The following is a 15690-nucleotide window of genomic DNA, read 5'->3' as shown; positions in this document are numbered from 1 at the left end:
GGGGCCCTCCCGCGCTGCCGTTGCGCGACGCAACGCTGGCGCCGCCCCACCTCGACCCGTCCCGCCGTGTGCGCGACGCAACGCCGGCGCCTGCGCCGCGGTTCAGGCGCCGGGACGGAGCTCGGAGGGCTCGAGCTGGCCGAGCCCGCGGTCGACGTCGACCGGCGTCCGTCCGATCACCGGCAGCCCGCGCCACCACAGCGAGATCCCCCGCCGTCGGATCGCGAGCGAGACGCGCTGGGTGACCAGCGGGTGGCGCAGCAGGGCCCGGGCGACGGCGCGCCGCGTGGCGGGTCGCCGGGTGCCCCGCATCGTCGCGACGAACGCCGTGGACAGGACCCCCGCCTCGTCGGGACGGCGCAGGACGACCGTCGCCGACAGCGTCTCCCCCGGCTCCGGGACCCGCATCCGGTACTCGCCGTCGACGGGGAAGAACGGCGAGACGTAGAAGGTCTTGTCGACGCGGGCGCGGCCGGCGTCGTCAACGTCGAGCAGGTAGTGGTGCCGCCCGCGGTAGGTGTTGTGGACCTCGGCGACGACGGCGGTGAGCCGGCCGGACGCCGCGTGGCACCAGTAGAGGGTGATCGGGTTGAAGGCGTGCCCGAGCGTGCGGGGGTGGGCGAGCATCAGCACGCGGGCGGGCCGGTCGCGGCCCTCGGCGGCGAGGAACGCGTCGAGGTTGTCGCGGATCGAGCGCTCGGGGTGCCCCAGGTGGTCGGCGGCGCGGAACGCGATCCCGGGGAGACGGGGCAGGTCGTCGAGGTCGACCAACCAGAGGTACATGCGGTGGGTGAACGCGTCGTCGAGGGTCTGCGAGCGCCGGTGCTCGACGAGCACGTCGTAGAGCGCGGGAATCACCAGGAGACCCCGAGCGAGGCGGCCGCCCGGACACCCGACGCGCAGCCGTCCTCGTGGAAGCCCCACCCGTGGTAGGCGCCCGCGAAGGCGATGCGTCCGTCGTTGAGCCCGGGGAGCCGCTGCTGCGCCGCCACGGAGGCCGGGGTGTAGGCAGGGTGCTCGTAGTCCATCTTCGCGATCACGGTGGCCGGGTCGACGCGGTCGGTCGCGTTGAGGGTGACCACGTAGGTCTCCTCGCCGGGCAGCCGCATGAGGCGGGACATGTCGTAGCTGACGAGCACCCGGTCGTCGCCGGGGACCCGCAGGAGGTTCCACGAGGCGCGGGCCGCGGGCGCGGTCGGCAGCACGGAGGTGTCGGTGTGCAGCCAGGTCTCGTTGGCCGAGTACTCGAAGGCGCCGAGCACCTCGCGCTCGTCGGTGGTGGGCGAGGCCAGCAGTTGCAGCGCGGTGGGCGCGTGGGTCGCGACCACCACGCGGTCGAAGGCGTGGGCGACGTCGGCGTCGTCGCGGACCTCGAGGCCGTCGCCGGAGCGCGATACGGCCCGCACGGGCGTCGACACCTCCACGGCCGACAGCCCCTTGGCGGCTCGCTCGACGTACCGCGCGGACCCGCCGGTCACGGTCTTCCACTGGTGCGAGCCGCCGACGGAGAGCAGCCCGTGGTTCTGCAGGAAGGCGAACAGGTAGCGGGCGGGGTACTGCATCGAGAGCTCCGCGCCCGAGGACCACACGGCGGAGACCACCGGCACGGCGAAGGTGTCGACGAAGTAGCGGGAGAAGCGGTGCGTCCGCAGGAACTCGCCGAAGGTGACCTCGTCGTCGAGCTCCGTGTGCCCGGCGAGGACGCGCTTCGCGGCCCGGTGGAACCGCAGGACCTCGGCGAGCATCCCGAGGTGGCGCGGGTTCGCGAGGTTGCGGCGCTGGGCGAAGAGCCCGGCGGCACCGCGGGCCCCGGCGTACTCCAGCCCGGTGGCATCGTCGCGCACGCTCATCGACATCTCGGAGTCCTGCGTGGTGACCCCGAGCTCGCGGAACAGCCGCAGCAGGTACGGGTAGGTCGCCTCGTTGTGCACGATGAACCCGGAGTCGACGCTCACGGGCCCCAGGTCGTGGGTGTGCGCGTGCCCGCCGAGGCGGGGCTCGGCCTCGAAGAGCGTCACGTCGTGCTCGCGCTGCAGCACGTAGGCGGCCGTCAGGCCGGACACGCCGGCCCCGATCACGGCGACACGGTCTCGGGACACGGGCTGACTCCTCGGGCACGGCCGAGCGTGGGGTCAGCTCAGCGGGACGGACAGCCCCCTCGGGGAGCCGGCCGCCATCGCGTTCGCCACCGCGGGTTCGAACGGTTCGAGGCCCAGTGCGGCCAGGGAGAACCGGGTGGTCACGCGGTGCCAGTCGCGGGCCCGGCGCAGCATCGCGTGGCCGTCGCCGTGCACGTCGAAGCGCGCCACCCGGTCGCTGATCGAGGACACCTGGCGGGCGAAGGCCAGCGAGGCGCGCGGGTCGGTCATCCGCTCGCGGTCCCCGTGGGCGATGAGGAGGGTCTGCCCCGCGAGGTGGCGCCAAGGTTCGTCGGGACCGAGCCACGGCGCCAGCGCCGCCACGCCGACCACGTTCTCGTCCCCGCCCACCCGCAGCGCCGCCCGGGCGCCCATCGAGTGCCCGACCAGCACGATCCGCACGTCGTCGCCGTGCCGACGCCGGACGTCGTCGAGGGCCCAGCGGGCGTCGACGACCGGGTCGAGGTCGGGGGCGTTCCAGCCGCGGACCCGGTAGCGCAGCAGCGCCGTCTCCACGCCGCGGCGGGCGCCGGCCCGGGCGATCGCCTGGCCGAACGGCACCATCCGCACGTGGGAGAGGAGGAACCCGCCGGCGGCGTCGTGCCCGTCGGGCCGTCCGCCGTGCAGGACGAGGACGACGCCGGCGTGCCCGTCGCCGTGCGGGGTGGAGGGTTCCAGACGAGGCAGCGTCACCCCGTCCATGTTCCCGTCCCGACGATGCCGTGACCGGCTCGTGCGCTGAGGTCCCGCTCACCTCCGTCCGGGAGCTCCCCGGTCGTCCGCCCGGGTCGTCGCGTGCCGCGCGATCGTCGCCGCGAGGTGCGCGAGGTCGTTCCCGTCGAGGCCCGGCCAGCCGTGGATCGCGTCGCGCCAGACCGCGCGCAGCGACACCCCGCCGTACCGCGCGCCGAGCAGCGCCCCGGCGATCGCGGCGACCGTGTCGGTGTCCCCGCCGCCCCGCACGGCCGCGATCAGGCCCTCCTCGGCCGACGCCGTGCCACTCACCGCCGCCCACGCGCCCTGCAGCGCGGCGACCACCCAGCCGTTGCTCGACGCGTAGGCCCCCGGCCCGAGCCGGGCCGCCTCCTCGAGGCGGGGGATCCAGCGGCGGGAGGAGTCGTCGCGCAGGTGGTGCATCCGGGCGGTGACGTCGCCCTCCCCCGTCACGACCGCCGCCTCGACGGCCAGGCACCAGATCGCGCAGGCCTCGCCCGCCTCCGGGTCCCAGTGGGTCAGCGCGCTCACCGCCTCGGCGGCCTCGGCGACGGCCGCGGGGTCCCCGAGGTGGGCGAGGGCGACGGGCCCCGTCCGCATCAGCGACCCGTTGCCCCCGCTGCGCCCGGTCCGCCGGTGCACCTCGAGGGCGCGCCGGCGGAGCCGGTCGGCCGATCCCGGCCCCGGCTGCTGTCCGCTCAGTACCGACGCGGTCTGAGTCCCCACGTCCGCGGGCCCCTGCTGATACCACCCGACGAACCCGTCGGCGACGGCGTCCAGGGCCTCGTCGCTGCGGAGGTCCGCCCCCGTCGCGGCCACCTGGGCGATGACCGACGCCATCTCGGTGTCGTCGCTCCACTGGCCGGGCGCGTAGTCGCCCAGCCCGCCACCGACCATCTCCGGCTCGCCGTCCAGGGTGCGGACGCCGAACTCGTAGGGCACGCCGAGCGCGTCCCCCACCGCCCCGCCCTGCAGCGTCCCGACGACCCGGTCCGTCCATCCCTCGAGCGACACGTCGCCTCCTGTTAGCTCAGATGTGCGCCAACCAATAAGAGCACGACTGCGCTAACGTGTCGAGCGTGTGGCGCGACGAGACCGGCCGGAGCCTCGCGGACTACCCGCACCCCTCCGTGGCGGTCGACGTCGCCCTGCTGACGGTCGTCGACGGGACGCTCCACGTCGCCCTGCACCGCCGCGAGGGCCACGCCACCGGCGAGCTCGCCCTGCCCGGCACGTTCGTGCGGATCGACGAGCGCCTGGCCGACGCCGCCCTGCGCGCCCTGCGCGACCACCTCGAGGTGACCGGCCGCTCCCCCGAGCAGCTGCGCGTGTTCGACGACCCCCACCGCGACGACCGCGGCCGGGTGCTCGCGATCGCCCACGTCGACCTCGTCGACCGGGGCGTCCTACCGACGGGGACCGAGACCGCCGCCGTCGACACCTGCCCGACGCTCGCCTTCGACCACGGCGCGATGGTCGCCGCCGCGGCCGAGCACGTCCGGGCCCGTCACCGGGGGTCGCCCGACCCCGCCGGGCTGCTGGGCGCCGAGTTCACCCTGGCCGAGCTGCAGGGACTGCACGAGGCCGTGGCCGGCGGCCCCCTGCCCAAGGACACCTTCCGCCGACACGTGCTCGGCGACCTGGAGCCGACCGGCGGACTGCGCACGGGCGTCGTCGGGAAGCCCGCCCGCCTGTTCCGCCGGGCCGGCGAACCCGGTCAGCCGCCGGTGTAGAAGGCGATCGTCCGCTCGGCGCGGGCCGCGGCGTCGTCGGGCTCCATCCCGGCGGCCACGCTCGCCGCGGCCCAGCCGTGCCCGGTCGCCGCGATGAACGCCTTGCCCTCCGGCGAGACCGACCAAGCCTCCGCCTCCGCCGGGGAGACCCCGACGCCGCTGCCGAGGTGCGCGGCGAGGCCGAGCAGGCCGAGGTCCCAGCCGATGCCGACCGCGCCGGGCCCGTAGGTCTCCCAGAACTCCGGGTCGACCCCCGCGGTGTGGGTGAGCTCGAACCGGGCGTGCTCGCCGTCGGGGGTGAACCGGACCGCGATCCAGCTGACCTGCCCGCCGAACTCCCACGTGGCGTCGAAGGCGTGGGGCGGCTCGCAGGCCGTGATGGTCCCGCCGGCGTTCCCCTCGATCTGGTACTGCCCGCCGAGGCGCAGCTCGCCCGTCACCGGGGCGAACCAGCGGGCGATCCGGTCGGCGTCGGTGCAGGCCTCGAAGAGGTCCTTGACGTCGGTGGGGTAGGTCCGCGCGATCCGGGCGACGACGCGCTGCTCGCCCTCCGGGCCGTCGAGCCGCATCTCGACCTCACGCCGGGTCGCGTCGACCTCGCGCTGCACGTCCATCAGGGGTCCTCCTCGGTTCGGCGGGACTTCTTCCCGCGGGCGATCTCGGTGGCCAGGGCGTCGAGGCGCGGGGTCCAGAACCGCCGAAACCGCCCGAGCCAGTCGTCGAGCTCCGCGAACGGCTCCGCGCGCACGGCGTAGAGCCGGCGCGCACCCTGCGGGCGGACGTCGACGAAGCCGTGCTCGCGCAGGACCTTCAGGTGCTGGCTCACGGCGGGCTGGGAGATCCCGAACTCCGCCGACACCACCTCGCCGACGCCGCCGGCCGTGCGCTCTCCGTCGGCGAGCAGCTCGAGGACGCGGCGTCGGACCGGGTCGCCGAGGACGTCGAAGGCGTGCACGGCGACGAGTATCACCACTGACTAATATCAGCGCAAGCTTAACCCCGGGCCTCGTCGAACCGGGGCCGACCGCTGCCCGAACGCGCGTCGATCAGCCCCGACACCGAAGGGACCTCGCACATGAAGGCCGGAGACACCGCGCCCGACTTCTCGCTCGCCGACGACTCCGGGACCACCCGGACGCTCTCGGAGCTCCTCACCCACGGGCCGGTGGTGCTGTTCTTCTACCCGTTGGCGTCGTCGGGCGGGTGCACGCAGGAGAGCTGCCACTTCCGCGACCTGGCGAAGGAGTTCGACGAGGTCGGCGCGCAGCGCGTGGGCATCAGCGCCGACTCGGTGGAGAAGCAGCACACCTTCTCGCAGAACAACTCCTTCGACTACCCGCTGCTCTCGGACCCGAAGGGCGTCGTCGCGAAGCAGTTCGACGCGAAGCGCTCGTGGCTCCCGGCCCTGCCGATCAAGCGCAAGACGTTCGTCATCGACACCGACCGCACGGTCCTCGAGGTGATCTCGAGCGAGATGAAGTTCGACGAGCACGCCGACTCGGCGCTCGCGGTGCTACGCAAGAGGTGACCTACGGTCTCGTGAGCAGTCATCCGTGCCCGGACACGGATCACTGCTCACGAGCCCCACGGCACATGGTTGATCGAGTCGGCGGCGATGCGGAAGATGCGCCGCGTCTCGGGGCGGCCGGAGAAGTTCGGGTAGGGTCGGCCGAGGTACTTCTGCGCCAGCTCCTCGATGTGCTCGGCGCCGCCCTCGGTCGTCGACTCCACGACGCGCCCGCGCACCCCGTAGTAGCGCGACGGGTCGTCGGGGTCGGCGATGTTCACCGCCACCCTCGGGTCGCGCGCGATGTTGCGCGACTTCTGCATTCCGTCGATGACGTTCACGACGATGCGCTCGCCGTCCGTGTCCACCCAGGTCTCGGTCATCTGGGGCGAGCCGTCGGGCATGAGGGTCGCGATGAAGCAGGGCGCGGGGCGGCGCAGCAGCTCGACGAGGCCGTCGGGGAGCGGTACGGACACGGGGGTCTCCTCTAGGTGGCGCGGGCGGGCGCGGAGCCGGGCGGCAGGGGGAGGAAACCGGAGGTCCGCCGGACGTACTCGGCGTAGCCGGGCCGCCCGGACATCGACTTCTCGGTCAGCTCCTTGCCGGTGACGTTGACGAGCAGGTAGCTCATCAGCACCGGCCCGACGACCGTGACCAGCCCGGCCGGGTGCCCCGCCGCGACCAGGAAGATGCCCCACCACACGCAGGCGTCGCCGAAGTAGTTCGGGTGCCGGGTGTAGCGCCAGAGCCCGGTGTCGAGGACCTTGCCCTTGTTCTCCGGCCTCGCCTTGAACCGCGCGAGCTGCGCGTCGCCGACCGACTCGAACACGAACCCGACGAGCCACACCACGGCGCCGATCACGACGACCGCGGTGACCGTCGAGGCCCGGACCATCGCCGCGAGCACCGGCAGCACGACGACGATCATGACGACCGTCTGCGGCAGGTAGACCTTGCGCAGCACGTGGGCGGTGATCGCACCGGGCGGGTGGTCGTCCCCCAGCATCGCGGCGTAGCGCGGGTCCTCCCCCGCCCCGTGGTTGCGCCGGCCGATGTGGATCGCGAGCCGGAGCCCCCAGACCACCGGCAGCACCAGGGCGACGAGCCGCACGACGTCGTTCCCGACGCCCAGCAGCCCGGAGGTCACGTAGGCCGCCACCGCGACGAGCACGAACCCGAGGCCCCACGTCACGTCGACGACGCTGTGCTTCCCCGCCGCCCGCGCGACGACCAGTGTGACCGCGAACGTCCCGACGATCACCACGACGGCGACCGCCAGCAGGATGCCGGCGGCCGCCCAGTCGAACCCGACGCCGGCGGAGCTCATGCGCCCGCGGCCTCGGACACGGCGGCGGGCTCGAACGAGGCCCGCGTCGCCGGCATCCCGGAGCGCCCCGTCGCCGTGGGCCGGGTGAGCAGGATCTGGTCGACGCCCATCCGGTTCTCCTCGAACGCGAGGGCCGCGCCGACGAGGTAGAGCCGCCACATCCGGGCGCCCCGCTCCCCCGCCAGCGCCACCGCGCGGTCCCAGTTCGCCTCGAGGGTCGCGATCCACGCGCGGCAGGTGGGCACGTAGTGCTCCCGCATCACGTGGACGTCGCGGACCTCGAGGCCAGCCTGCTGGAGCAGGGTGAGGGTGTCGCCGACCGGACGCATGACCATGTCGGGGGTCACGTAGGTCTCGATGAACGCGCCGCCGCCGGGATGGTCGCCGGGGCGCCGCGACATCTGCTGCACGAGCGCCCGCCCGCCGGGGTGCAGGGCGCCGAACAGGATCGAGGCGAACGTCGGGTAGTTCCCGTCGCCGACGTGCTCGCCCATCTCGATGCTCGACACCGCGTCGAAGGAGCCGTACTCCTCGATCTGCGTGGGGATGTCCCGGTAGTCCACGAGGTCGACCTGCACCTTGCCGGCCAGGCCCTCGGCGCGGATCCGCTGGTTGATGTGGTCGCGCTGCTCGGTCGCGATAGTCACGCCGCGCACCTGCGCCCCGAAGTGCTTCGCGGCGTGGATCGGCAGCGAGCCCCAGCCGCAGCCGACGTCGAGCAGCGTCGAGTCGGGCCCGAGGCCGAGCTTGCGGCAGATCATGTCGAGCTTGGCGTCCTGGGCGGCGACGAGGTTCGCCTCGGTCACCGGCGCAGCGAGGTCGGTCCAGTAGCCCGACGAGTACGCCATGTTCTCGTCGAGGATCAGCTCGTAGAAGTCGTTGCCGGCGTCGTAGTGGTGCGCGATGACGGCGCGGTCGCGCAGCTTGGAGTGCAGGCGCGCGAAGCGCGGGAGGCGGATCGCCTCGGGCGGCGCCGCCGGCCTCGGTCCGACGAGGCCGAGACGCACGGCCGTCCCGACGAGGCCCGGCAGTTCCCCGGCCCGGGGGCGGCGGGGGCGGATCGCCCCGTCCCGGACGAGACCCCACATCGCGGTGAGTCCTTCGCCGAGGTCGCCGTCGACGTCGAGGTCGCCCGAGACGTAGGCGTGCGCGAGCCCCATCTCGCCGGGCTGCCAGAGCAGGCGCCGCAGGGCCCGCCGGTGGTTCAGCACGACGACGGGGGCACCCGACCCGGCGGGTGCCCCGGCCTCGCTGCCGTCCCAGGCCCGGATGCGCACGGGCAGCGTCCCGTCCACGAACGCGCCCGCCGCGCCGACCACCCGCTGTGCCGCCCCTGCCATGTGTCCTCCACGGTCCCGCGCCGCTCCGGGAGGGCGCTCTCGTCCCGGATGATCGCGGCGCGGCGCCCGTCGGTTCGGCGCCCGGGAGTGGTCCCGGGCACGACGGCCGTCGGACCCTGCGCACCGCGCCCCGACCCGAGGGAGTCGCCACGCCCGCGGGAGGGGCTCGACCAGGTGCGTGGGGACTCCCTCGACCGGTCCGACGTCGGCGAGGGAGTGGCCACACATCTGGGCCCGGCTCGACCGTGTGCGGGACGCACACGGCTGGACCGGACGCGCCCTGTCCGCAATCCCGTTGCGGGGCGCAACGCCGGCGGCATCCCACCTCGACCCGCCCCTCCGTGTGCGCGGCGCAACGCCGACGGCCCTCGCGGGCGGGAACGCACCCGGGGGAACTACTCGTGCGGGGGCGGAGGACGAGGGTCCATGATCCGGGGCATGTCCTCCGCGCACGGCTCCCCCCGCGACGACGCCGCGGTGCCCGACGACGGCCCGTCCCCCCTCGCCGCCCCGCCGCCCGCCCCGAGGGAGGCCCCGAGGCAGGCCCCCGAGGCGGGCTCCGGCGGGCGGGCGGCTGAGACCGCCGCGAAGGCCTCCGACCACCCCGCGCCCCGCGCCCACCCGACGGTGCGGCGCCTCGCGCAGGGCCACGACGCGCGTCCGCCGGGCCGGGCAATGCGGCTCTGGCGCAAGCTGCTGATCTGGCTGCTGATCCCCCGCACCGACCGGGGCTTCGGGTACGGCTTCGCGATCGAGCTGCTGTGGCCCGTGCTCATGGCCGTGGCGCGCTGGGACTTCCGCGGCGGGCGGCACGTGCCGAAGGAGGGCGGGGTGCTGCTGGCGGTGAACCACCTCTCGCACGTCGACCCGATCGTCCTGGTCTCCTACTGCATGGCCCAGGGACGCGTGCCGCGGTTCCTCGCGATGTCCGAGCTGTGGGACATGAAGATCATCGGGTCGCCGTTGCGGGGCGGCCGGCACATCCCGGTCGACCGCAAGGCCTCGGGCATCGAGGCCTACCGCGCGGCGGTGGAGGGCGTGAAGCGCGGCGAGTGCATCGTCGTGTACCCGGAGGGCGGGTTCCCCGCGCACTCCGACGGCTGGCCGCAGAAGGCCCACACCGGCGTCGCGCGGATGGCGCTGGCCACCGGCGCGCCCCTGATCCCGGTGGGCCAGTGGGGGTCGAACCACCTGCTCCCGCCGGCCGCGAAGGTGGGCCGGCTGGTCCCGCGGGCGACCCTGCGGGTGCTGGCGGGCGAGGCGGTCGACCTGTCGGACCTCGTCGGGAAGCAGGGGCAGCGCAAGGCCCTGCAGGAGGCGACCGACCGGATCATGCGCCGGGTGACCGAGGAGCTCGCGATCCTGCGCGGCGAGGCTCCCCCGGCCCTCCCGGAGTAGGACGACGGACGCTCCGGTGGCTACCGACGAGGTGACCACCGGAGCGCGGCGAGAACGCTGTGGCAGCGCGAGGAACGAGCGCTGCCACAGCGTCTCTCTTGCCGCGATCAGCCGTCGATCTGCTTCTTCATCTCGTCGACCACGGACGGGTCGACCAGCGTGGAGGTGTCGCCGAGCTCCTCGCCCTCGGCGAGGTTCTTCAGCAGACGGCGCATGATCTTGCCCGACCGCGTCTTGGGCAGGTCGGGGGCGAAGATCACGGTCGCCGGGCGGGCCAGCTTCCCGATCGACTGCGCCACCTGCTCGCGCAGCGCCTGCTCCAGCTCCTCGGTGCCCTGCTTGTCGCCCTTGAGCGACACGAAGGCGACGATCGCCTGGCCGGTGTCGGGGTCCTTGCGCGCGGCGACGGCGGCCTCGGCCACGTCGTCGTGCTCCACCAGGGCGCTCTCCACCTCGAAGGTCGAGAGCCGGTGGCCCGACACGTTGACGACGTCGTCGAGCCGGCCCATCAGCATGATGTCGCCGTCGGCGTCGTACTTGGCCCCGTCGCCCGCGAAGTAGGCGTCGGAGTACTTCGACCAGTAGGTCTCGCGGAAGCGCTCGTCGTCCTTGTAGAGCCCGCGCATCATGCCGGGCCACGGAGCGGTGAGGACGAGGTTGCCGGTCTGCTCGACGTCGAGCTTGTTGCCCTCGTCGTCGCGGATCTCCGGCAGCACGCCCGGGAAGGGCTGCTGGGCGGAGCCCGGCTTCATCGTCGTGATGCCCGGCAGCGGGGTGATCAGGATGTGCCCGGTCTCGGTCTGCCACCAGGTGTCCATGATCGGCGCCTTGCCGCCGCCGACGTACTCCCGGTACCACTCCCAGACCTCGGGGTTGATCGGCTCACCGACACTGCCCAGGATCTTGATGGACGAGAGGTCGTGCGCCTGCGCGTGCTCCTCGCCCCACTTCATGTGCGAGCGGATCGCGGTGGGCGAGGTGTAGAGGATCGAGACCTTGTACTTCTCGACGATCTTCCACCACACCTCCTTGTCCGGGTAGCCGGGCACGCCCTCGTAGAGCACCGAGGTGCAGCCGTTCACCAGCGGACCGTAGGTGATGTAGCTGTGCCCGGTGATCCAGCCGATGTCGGCGGCGCACCAGTAGACCGAGTCGTCCTTGACGTCGAAGACCAGGTTGTGGGTGGTCGCGACGCCGACGAGGTAGCCGCCGGTGGTGTGGACGACGCCCTTGGGCTTGCCGGTGGAGCCGGAGGTGTAGAGGAGGAACAGCAGGTCCTCGGACTCCATGGGCTCGCACGGGCAGCTCTCGGCGTCGCCGGACTCGCCGTCGACGAGGTCGTCGAGGTAGACGTCCCGGTCGCTCATCGGGATGTCGGCGCCGGTGCGCTTGACGACGACGACCTTCTCGACCGTCGTGGGGCCCGCGTCCAGGCCCTCGTCGGCGTTGGTCTTCTGGTCGGCGGACTTGCCGCCGCGCAGCGCCTGGTCCTGGGTGATGAGGACCTTGCACTCGAGGTCGTTGCACCGCTCGGCCACGGCCTTGCCGCTGAACCCGCCGAAGACGACGGTGTGCGGGGCGCCGAGCCGGGCGCAGGCCAGCATCGCGACGACGGCCTGCGGGATCATCTGCATGTAGATGCCGACCGGGACGCCCTTGCCCACCCCGAGCTTCTTGAGCCCGTTGGCGAACGTGACGACCTGCTCCTGGAGCTGCGCGAACGTGATGTCGTGCGCCTGGTCGGAGTCGGGGCCGTCGTCCGGGACGACGTGCAGCGCGACCTTGTCGCCCTGGCCGTTCTCCACGTGGCGGTCGACGGCGTTGTAGCAGGCGTTGAGCTTCCCGCCGACGAACCACTTCGCGTACGGCAGGTTCCACTCGAGTACCTGGTCGTAGTCCTCGAACCAGCTGATCTTGTCCTTGGCCTGGTTGTCCCAGAACTCCTCGAGTCCCTGGTCCTTCATCTCGGGGCGGACATTGGCGGTCTTCGCCAGCTCGGGGTCCGGGGGGTACTGGTTGCCCTGGCTCGAGCCTTGGTCCGACATCCGTGGCCTCCGGTTCCTCGACGTTCGTGGTCCTGCGGGGCCGCCGCGCTCACCACGTCGATGTGCCTCGCGTCACCGACGACCCCGGAGGAGCAACCCTGTCACGATCGGCGCGTCAGGGTCCCCTCTCTCCGGACGGGCGAGTTCCCGATCGCGCCCGAGTGCAACCCGTCACAGTGACGGTGTCCGGCTTGGATCGATCCCGACGGGAGGATGGGCGCGTGATCCCGCCCGCCGGCCGCGTGCCCGACGATCTTCCCGACGACCGCCTGCCCGCTCTCGCCGCCCGGCTCGCCGAGCCCCTGCGGCGCGCGGGCTTCACCGTGGACGGCGTCGCGGAGGCCTTCGGCGCGGAGGCCGGGGCCGCCCTCGACCGCGGGGAGACCGAGCCCGTGCGGCGCCTCCTCGGCCCGGACGCCTTCGGGGTCCTGGTGCGGGTGTTCCTGCTCGACGACGAGGCCGCCGACGACGAGCTCGCGGCCGCGCTCGCGCCCCTGACGACCGACGAGCTGGTGGACGCCGGCCTGCTCCGCCGGTCCCCCGGCGGGTTCGCGGCCGCGCTCGACCTACGGCCCCACGCCGACGAGCACGGCTCCTGGTGGGTGTTCTCCGACCTCGACGCGGGCCCGGCCAAGACCCACGACCACGTGCTCGGCACCGGGGCGGCCTCGATGTCGCTGGCCCGGGCGGTGGTGCGCCGCCCCGTGGCCACGCTGCTCGACCTGGGGGCGGGCTGCGGGGTGCAGACGCTGCACGCGTCGGGCCACGCGGCGACGCTCACGGCCACCGACGTCTCCGAGCGGGCGAACACGCTGGCCCGGGCGACGTTCGCGGTCTCCGGTGTCGACGTCGAGGTGCGCACCGGCCCGTGGTGGGAGCCGGTCGCGGGGCGCCGGTTCGACCAGATCGTCTGCAACCCGCCGTTCGTCCCCGGGCCGCCGGAGGTCGAGCACGTCTACCGCGACGGCGGGCTCGGCGGCGACGGCGCGTCGGCCCTGCTGGTGGCCGAGCTCCCGGGGTTCCTGACGACCGGCGGGGTCGGCCAGCTGCTCGCGTCCTGGTTGATCACCGGGGCCGACCTGGAGGCGGACCTCGGCTGGGCGGCCCGCCCGCGGCGCTGGCTCGCCGACGCGGTGCGCGCCGCCGGGCCCGGCGGGCTCGACGCGTGGGTGGTGCAGCGCGACGTGGCCGACCCGGCCCTGCACGTGGGCACCTGGCTGCGCGACGCCGGCGTCGACCCGGCCTCCCCCGCGGGCCGGGCGCGCTCGAGGGCCTGGCTCGACTACTTCGCCGAGCACGACGTCGTCGGGATCGGCTTCGGGTTCGTGACGCTGCGCCGGACCGCCGAGGGCGAGCCGGGCGTCGTCGTGTGCGAGGACATGCGTCAGGCGCTCGGCGACCCCCTGGGCCCGGAGATCGAGGCGTGGCTCGACCGCGTGGCGTGGCTGCGCACGCACGACCTGCTCGACGAGCCGCTGGTGCTGCCGCCGACCACGGCCCTGGAGCGCGGGTTCACGCCCGCCCCGCCGGAGGACTCCGACGACGGCTGGCAGCGGATCGGGGGCACGCTGGTGCGCCTGGACGGCCCGCAGTGGCGCCACGACCTCGACGAGGCCGGTGAGGCCCTGATGGCCGGCTGCCGCGGGCACCTGCCGCTGCGCGACCTGCTGGAGCTGCTCGCCGTCGGGCACAACCGCGACGTCGACGAGCTCACCGCCGCGGCCCTGCCGGTGGTGCGGGAGCTCTACCTGCACGGGCTCGTGGTCCCCCGGCCCACGGTCGCTCTGTGAGGGCGGTCGTCGCGCGGGTCCGCTCGGCGCGGGTGGTGGTGGCGGACGAGACGGTCGGCGCCCTCGACGCCCCGGGGCTGCTCGTCCTGCTCGGGGTGCACCGCGACGATCCCGCCCGCGGCGGCGACGCGGTGGCGACGATGGCCCGCAAGCTGTACGAGCTGAGGATCCTCCGCGAGGAGCAGTCCTGCGCCGACACCGGCGCGGGCCTGCTCGTCGTCAGCCAGTTCACGCTCCACGGCGACACCCGCAAGGGGCGACGGCCCTCGTGGTCGGCCGCCGCCCCCGGCCCGGAGGCCGAGCGGGTGGTCGACGCGGTGGTCGACGCCCTGCGCGAGCGTGGGGCCACGGTGGCGACCGGGGCGTTCGGGGCGGACATGGCCGTCGAGTCGGTCAACGACGGTCCGTTCACGGTGATCGTCGAGGTCTGACCGGTGGACACGGGCCACACCGGTGGCCCGGACCACGGGTCAGCACCGTCACAAGCGGTTATCCGGGGGTCAGCGCCTCCGCGGGAACGATCGCGGCATCCAGCGCGTTCGACCATGTGACGCGGCGCGCCAGACAAGCGCTGCGCAGGGAGGAATCATGACGGCGACACTCGTTCCGCAGCAGTCTCGCGACGCCGAGGCCGTCCTGCCCGAGTCGAACCCTGACGTCCCCTCCGAGACCGCGCTGCAGACCGAGGCCGAGATCCAGAGCGATCTCGATGCCCAGAGCCCCGCTGCCGACCTCGTTCGTGTGTACCTCAACGGTATCGGAAAGACCGCGCTCCTGACGGCCGCCGACGAGGTGGAGCTCGCGAAGCGCATCGAGGCCGGTGTCTACGCGGCGCACATCCTGGAGACCGACGACACCCTCGACGCCGGACGGGCGACGAGCCTGCGCATGGTGCAGCGCGACGGCCGCCGGGCCCGCGCCCACCTGCTCGAGGCGAACCTGCGCCTGGTCGTCTCGCTGGCCAAGCGCTACACCGGCCGCGGGATGCCGCTGCTTGACCTGATCCAGGAGGGCAACCTCGGCCTCATCCGGGCCGTGGAGAAGTTCGACTACGCCAAGGGCTTCAAGTTCTCGACCTATGCCACGTGGTGGATCCGTCAGGCGATCACCCGTGGCATGGCCGACCAGGCCCGCACCATCCGCCTGCCCGTCCACCTGGTCGAGCAGGTCAACAAGCTGGCGCGCATCAAGCGCGACCTGCACCAGACCCTCGGTCGTGAGGCCACGAACGAGGAGCTGGCCGAGGAGTCGGGCCTGACGCCGGAGAAGGTGTCCGACCTGCTCGACCACAGCCGCGACCCGGTGAGCCTGGACATGCCGGTCGGGTCCGAGGAGGAGGCCCCGCTCGGGGACTTCATCGAGGACGCCGAGGCCACCGACGCCGAGTCGACGGTCATCTCCGGCCTGCTGCACGACGACATGCGCCGGGTCATCGCGACGCTCGACGAGCGCGAGCAGAACGTGATCCGCCTGCGGTACGGCCTCGACGACGGCCAGCCGCGCACGCTCGACCAGATCGGCAAGCGCTTCGGGCTCTCCCGCGAGCGCGTCCGCCAGATCGAGCGCGAGGTCATGTCGAAGCTCCGCGAGGGCGACCGCGCCCGCCGGCTCAAGGCGTACGCCGCGAGCTAGGGCTGCCGCGAGCTAGGGCTGCCCGAGCCAGGGCTGTCGCGAGCTGATCCACCCGCCGCCGTCGGT

The 15690-nt window shown here is 73.6% G+C and carries 16 protein-coding genes; 6 read left to right on the top strand and 10 right to left on the bottom strand.

From position 1 onward, the window contains the following. Positions 1–102 precede the first annotated feature (102 nt). From ACFPBZ_RS11690 to ACFPBZ_RS11675, 4 genes are read right to left on the bottom strand one after another with little or no spacing between them, the layout of a single operon-like run. Positions 103–861, bottom strand: a complete 759-nt coding sequence (locus ACFPBZ_RS11690; protein WP_378036351.1) for a DUF1365 domain-containing protein — start codon at positions 859–861, stop codon at positions 103–105. Continuing rightward, entirely contained in the window at positions 855–2099 is a 1245-nt protein-coding gene (locus ACFPBZ_RS11685; RefSeq protein ID WP_378036224.1) for an NAD(P)/FAD-dependent oxidoreductase, read from the bottom strand. Before ACFPBZ_RS11685 ends, ACFPBZ_RS11690 begins: the two co-directional genes overlap by 7 nt. A gap of 33 nt (positions 2100–2132) precedes the next feature. Beyond that, positions 2133–2840, bottom strand: coding sequence for an alpha/beta fold hydrolase (locus ACFPBZ_RS11680; protein WP_378036223.1), 708 nt, complete (start codon positions 2838–2840; stop codon positions 2133–2135). Between the two features lie 48 nt (positions 2841–2888). Beyond that, entirely contained in the window at positions 2889–3866 is a 978-nt protein-coding gene (locus ACFPBZ_RS11675) for an ADP-ribosylglycohydrolase family protein (RefSeq protein ID WP_378036222.1), read from the bottom strand. Between the two features lie 65 nt (positions 3867–3931). On the opposite strand from ACFPBZ_RS11675, the gene ACFPBZ_RS11670 reads away from it, so the two are divergent. Further along, entirely contained in the window at positions 3932–4585 is a 654-nt protein-coding gene (locus tag ACFPBZ_RS11670) for an NUDIX hydrolase (RefSeq protein WP_378036221.1), read from the top strand. Here ACFPBZ_RS11670 and ACFPBZ_RS11665 read toward each other — a convergent pair. Next, positions 4570–5199 carry an SRPBCC family protein gene (locus ACFPBZ_RS11665; protein WP_378036220.1) on the bottom strand — a complete coding sequence of 210 codons (630 nt, stop codon included), beginning with the start codon at positions 5197–5199 and terminating at the stop codon, positions 4570–4572. The genes ACFPBZ_RS11670 and ACFPBZ_RS11665 overlap by 16 nt on opposite strands. Next, on the bottom strand, positions 5199–5540 hold the full coding sequence (locus ACFPBZ_RS11660; RefSeq protein WP_378036219.1) for an ArsR/SmtB family transcription factor: 342 nt from the start codon (positions 5538–5540) through the stop codon (positions 5199–5201). The genes ACFPBZ_RS11665 and ACFPBZ_RS11660 overlap by 1 nt, the downstream gene beginning before the upstream one ends. Before the next feature lie 120 nt (positions 5541–5660). On the opposite strand from ACFPBZ_RS11660, the gene ACFPBZ_RS11655 reads away from it, so the two are divergent. Next, complete coding sequence (locus ACFPBZ_RS11655; RefSeq protein ID WP_378036218.1) at positions 5661–6113, top strand: peroxiredoxin; 453 nt, start codon at positions 5661–5663, stop codon at positions 6111–6113. A gap of 47 nt (positions 6114–6160) precedes the next feature. Here the strand turns inward: ACFPBZ_RS11655 and ACFPBZ_RS11650 are convergent, their stop codons facing one another. From ACFPBZ_RS11650 to ACFPBZ_RS11640, 3 genes are read right to left on the bottom strand one after another with little or no spacing between them, the layout of a single operon-like run. Then, positions 6161–6568 carry a TIGR03618 family F420-dependent PPOX class oxidoreductase gene (locus ACFPBZ_RS11650; protein ID WP_378036217.1) on the bottom strand — a complete coding sequence of 136 codons (408 nt, stop codon included), beginning with the start codon at positions 6566–6568 and terminating at the stop codon, positions 6161–6163. A gap of 11 nt (positions 6569–6579) precedes the next feature. After that, on the bottom strand, positions 6580–7419 hold the full coding sequence (locus ACFPBZ_RS11645) for a DUF1295 domain-containing protein (protein WP_378036216.1): 840 nt from the start codon (positions 7417–7419) through the stop codon (positions 6580–6582). Continuing rightward, entirely contained in the window at positions 7416–8759 is a 1344-nt protein-coding gene (locus ACFPBZ_RS11640) for a class I SAM-dependent methyltransferase (RefSeq protein WP_378036215.1), read from the bottom strand. Before ACFPBZ_RS11640 ends, ACFPBZ_RS11645 begins: the two co-directional genes overlap by 4 nt. Before the next feature lie 438 nt (positions 8760–9197). Between ACFPBZ_RS11640 and ACFPBZ_RS11635 the strand changes: the two genes are divergently transcribed. Then, a complete protein-coding gene (locus tag ACFPBZ_RS11635) occupies positions 9198–10157 on the top strand; it encodes a lysophospholipid acyltransferase family protein (protein WP_378036214.1) in 960 nt (319 codons plus the stop codon). Between the two features lie 107 nt (positions 10158–10264). Here ACFPBZ_RS11635 and acs read toward each other — a convergent pair whose 3' ends face one another. Continuing rightward, positions 10265–12202 carry an acetate--CoA ligase gene (acs, locus tag ACFPBZ_RS11630; protein WP_378036213.1) on the bottom strand — a complete coding sequence of 646 codons (1938 nt, stop codon included), beginning with the start codon at positions 12200–12202 and terminating at the stop codon, positions 10265–10267. Between the two features lie 224 nt (positions 12203–12426). Between acs and ACFPBZ_RS11625 the strand changes: the two genes are divergently transcribed. The 3 genes from ACFPBZ_RS11625 (at position 12427) to ACFPBZ_RS11615 (ending at position 15624) form a co-directional block, all read left to right on the top strand. Continuing rightward, positions 12427–13992: a DUF7782 domain-containing protein gene (locus ACFPBZ_RS11625; protein WP_378036350.1), complete on the top strand. Its 1566-nt coding sequence runs from the start codon at positions 12427–12429 to the stop codon at positions 13990–13992. Continuing rightward, positions 13989–14423 carry a D-aminoacyl-tRNA deacylase gene (dtd, locus tag ACFPBZ_RS11620; RefSeq protein ID WP_378036212.1) on the top strand — a complete coding sequence of 145 codons (435 nt, stop codon included), beginning with the start codon at positions 13989–13991 and terminating at the stop codon, positions 14421–14423. The genes ACFPBZ_RS11625 and dtd overlap by 4 nt, the downstream gene beginning before the upstream one ends. Positions 14424–14580: 157 nt before the next feature. Beyond that, complete coding sequence (locus ACFPBZ_RS11615; RefSeq protein ID WP_378036211.1) at positions 14581–15624, top strand: sigma-70 family RNA polymerase sigma factor; 1044 nt, start codon at positions 14581–14583, stop codon at positions 15622–15624. The last annotated feature ends 66 nt before the right edge of the window (positions 15625–15690 follow it).

Origin of the sequence: Actinomycetospora atypica, assembly GCF_042653685.1 — a bacterium.
In the GTDB taxonomy this organism is placed as follows: Bacteria; Actinomycetota; Actinomycetes; order Mycobacteriales; family Pseudonocardiaceae; genus Actinomycetospora; species Actinomycetospora atypica.
Note: the sequence above shows the minus strand (reverse complement) of the source record. Positions and strands in the feature narration are given on the sequence as shown.

Excerpts from the sequence above, each read along its gene's own strand:
- ACFPBZ_RS11680 (WP_378036223.1), bottom strand. The coding sequence starts at position 2,840 with ATGGACGGGGTGACGCTGCCTCGTCTGGAACCCTCCACCCCGCACGGC.
- ACFPBZ_RS11665 (WP_378036220.1), bottom strand. The coding sequence starts at position 5,199 with ATGGACGTGCAGCGCGAGGTCGACGCGACCCGGCGTGAGGTCGAGATG.
- ACFPBZ_RS11655 (WP_378036218.1), top strand. The coding sequence starts at position 5,661 with ATGAAGGCCGGAGACACCGCGCCCGACTTCTCGCTCGCCGACGACTCC.
- ACFPBZ_RS11645 (WP_378036216.1), bottom strand. The coding sequence starts at position 7,419 with ATGAGCTCCGCCGGCGTCGGGTTCGACTGGGCGGCCGCCGGCATCCTG.
- ACFPBZ_RS11640 (WP_378036215.1), bottom strand. The coding sequence starts at position 8,759 with ATGGCAGGGGCGGCACAGCGGGTGGTCGGCGCGGCGGGCGCGTTCGTG.
- ACFPBZ_RS11635 (WP_378036214.1), top strand. The coding sequence starts at position 9,198 with ATGTCCTCCGCGCACGGCTCCCCCCGCGACGACGCCGCGGTGCCCGAC.
- acs (WP_378036213.1), bottom strand. The coding sequence starts at position 12,202 with ATGTCGGACCAAGGCTCGAGCCAGGGCAACCAGTACCCCCCGGACCCC.
- ACFPBZ_RS11615 (WP_378036211.1), top strand. The coding sequence starts at position 14,581 with ATGACGGCGACACTCGTTCCGCAGCAGTCTCGCGACGCCGAGGCCGTC.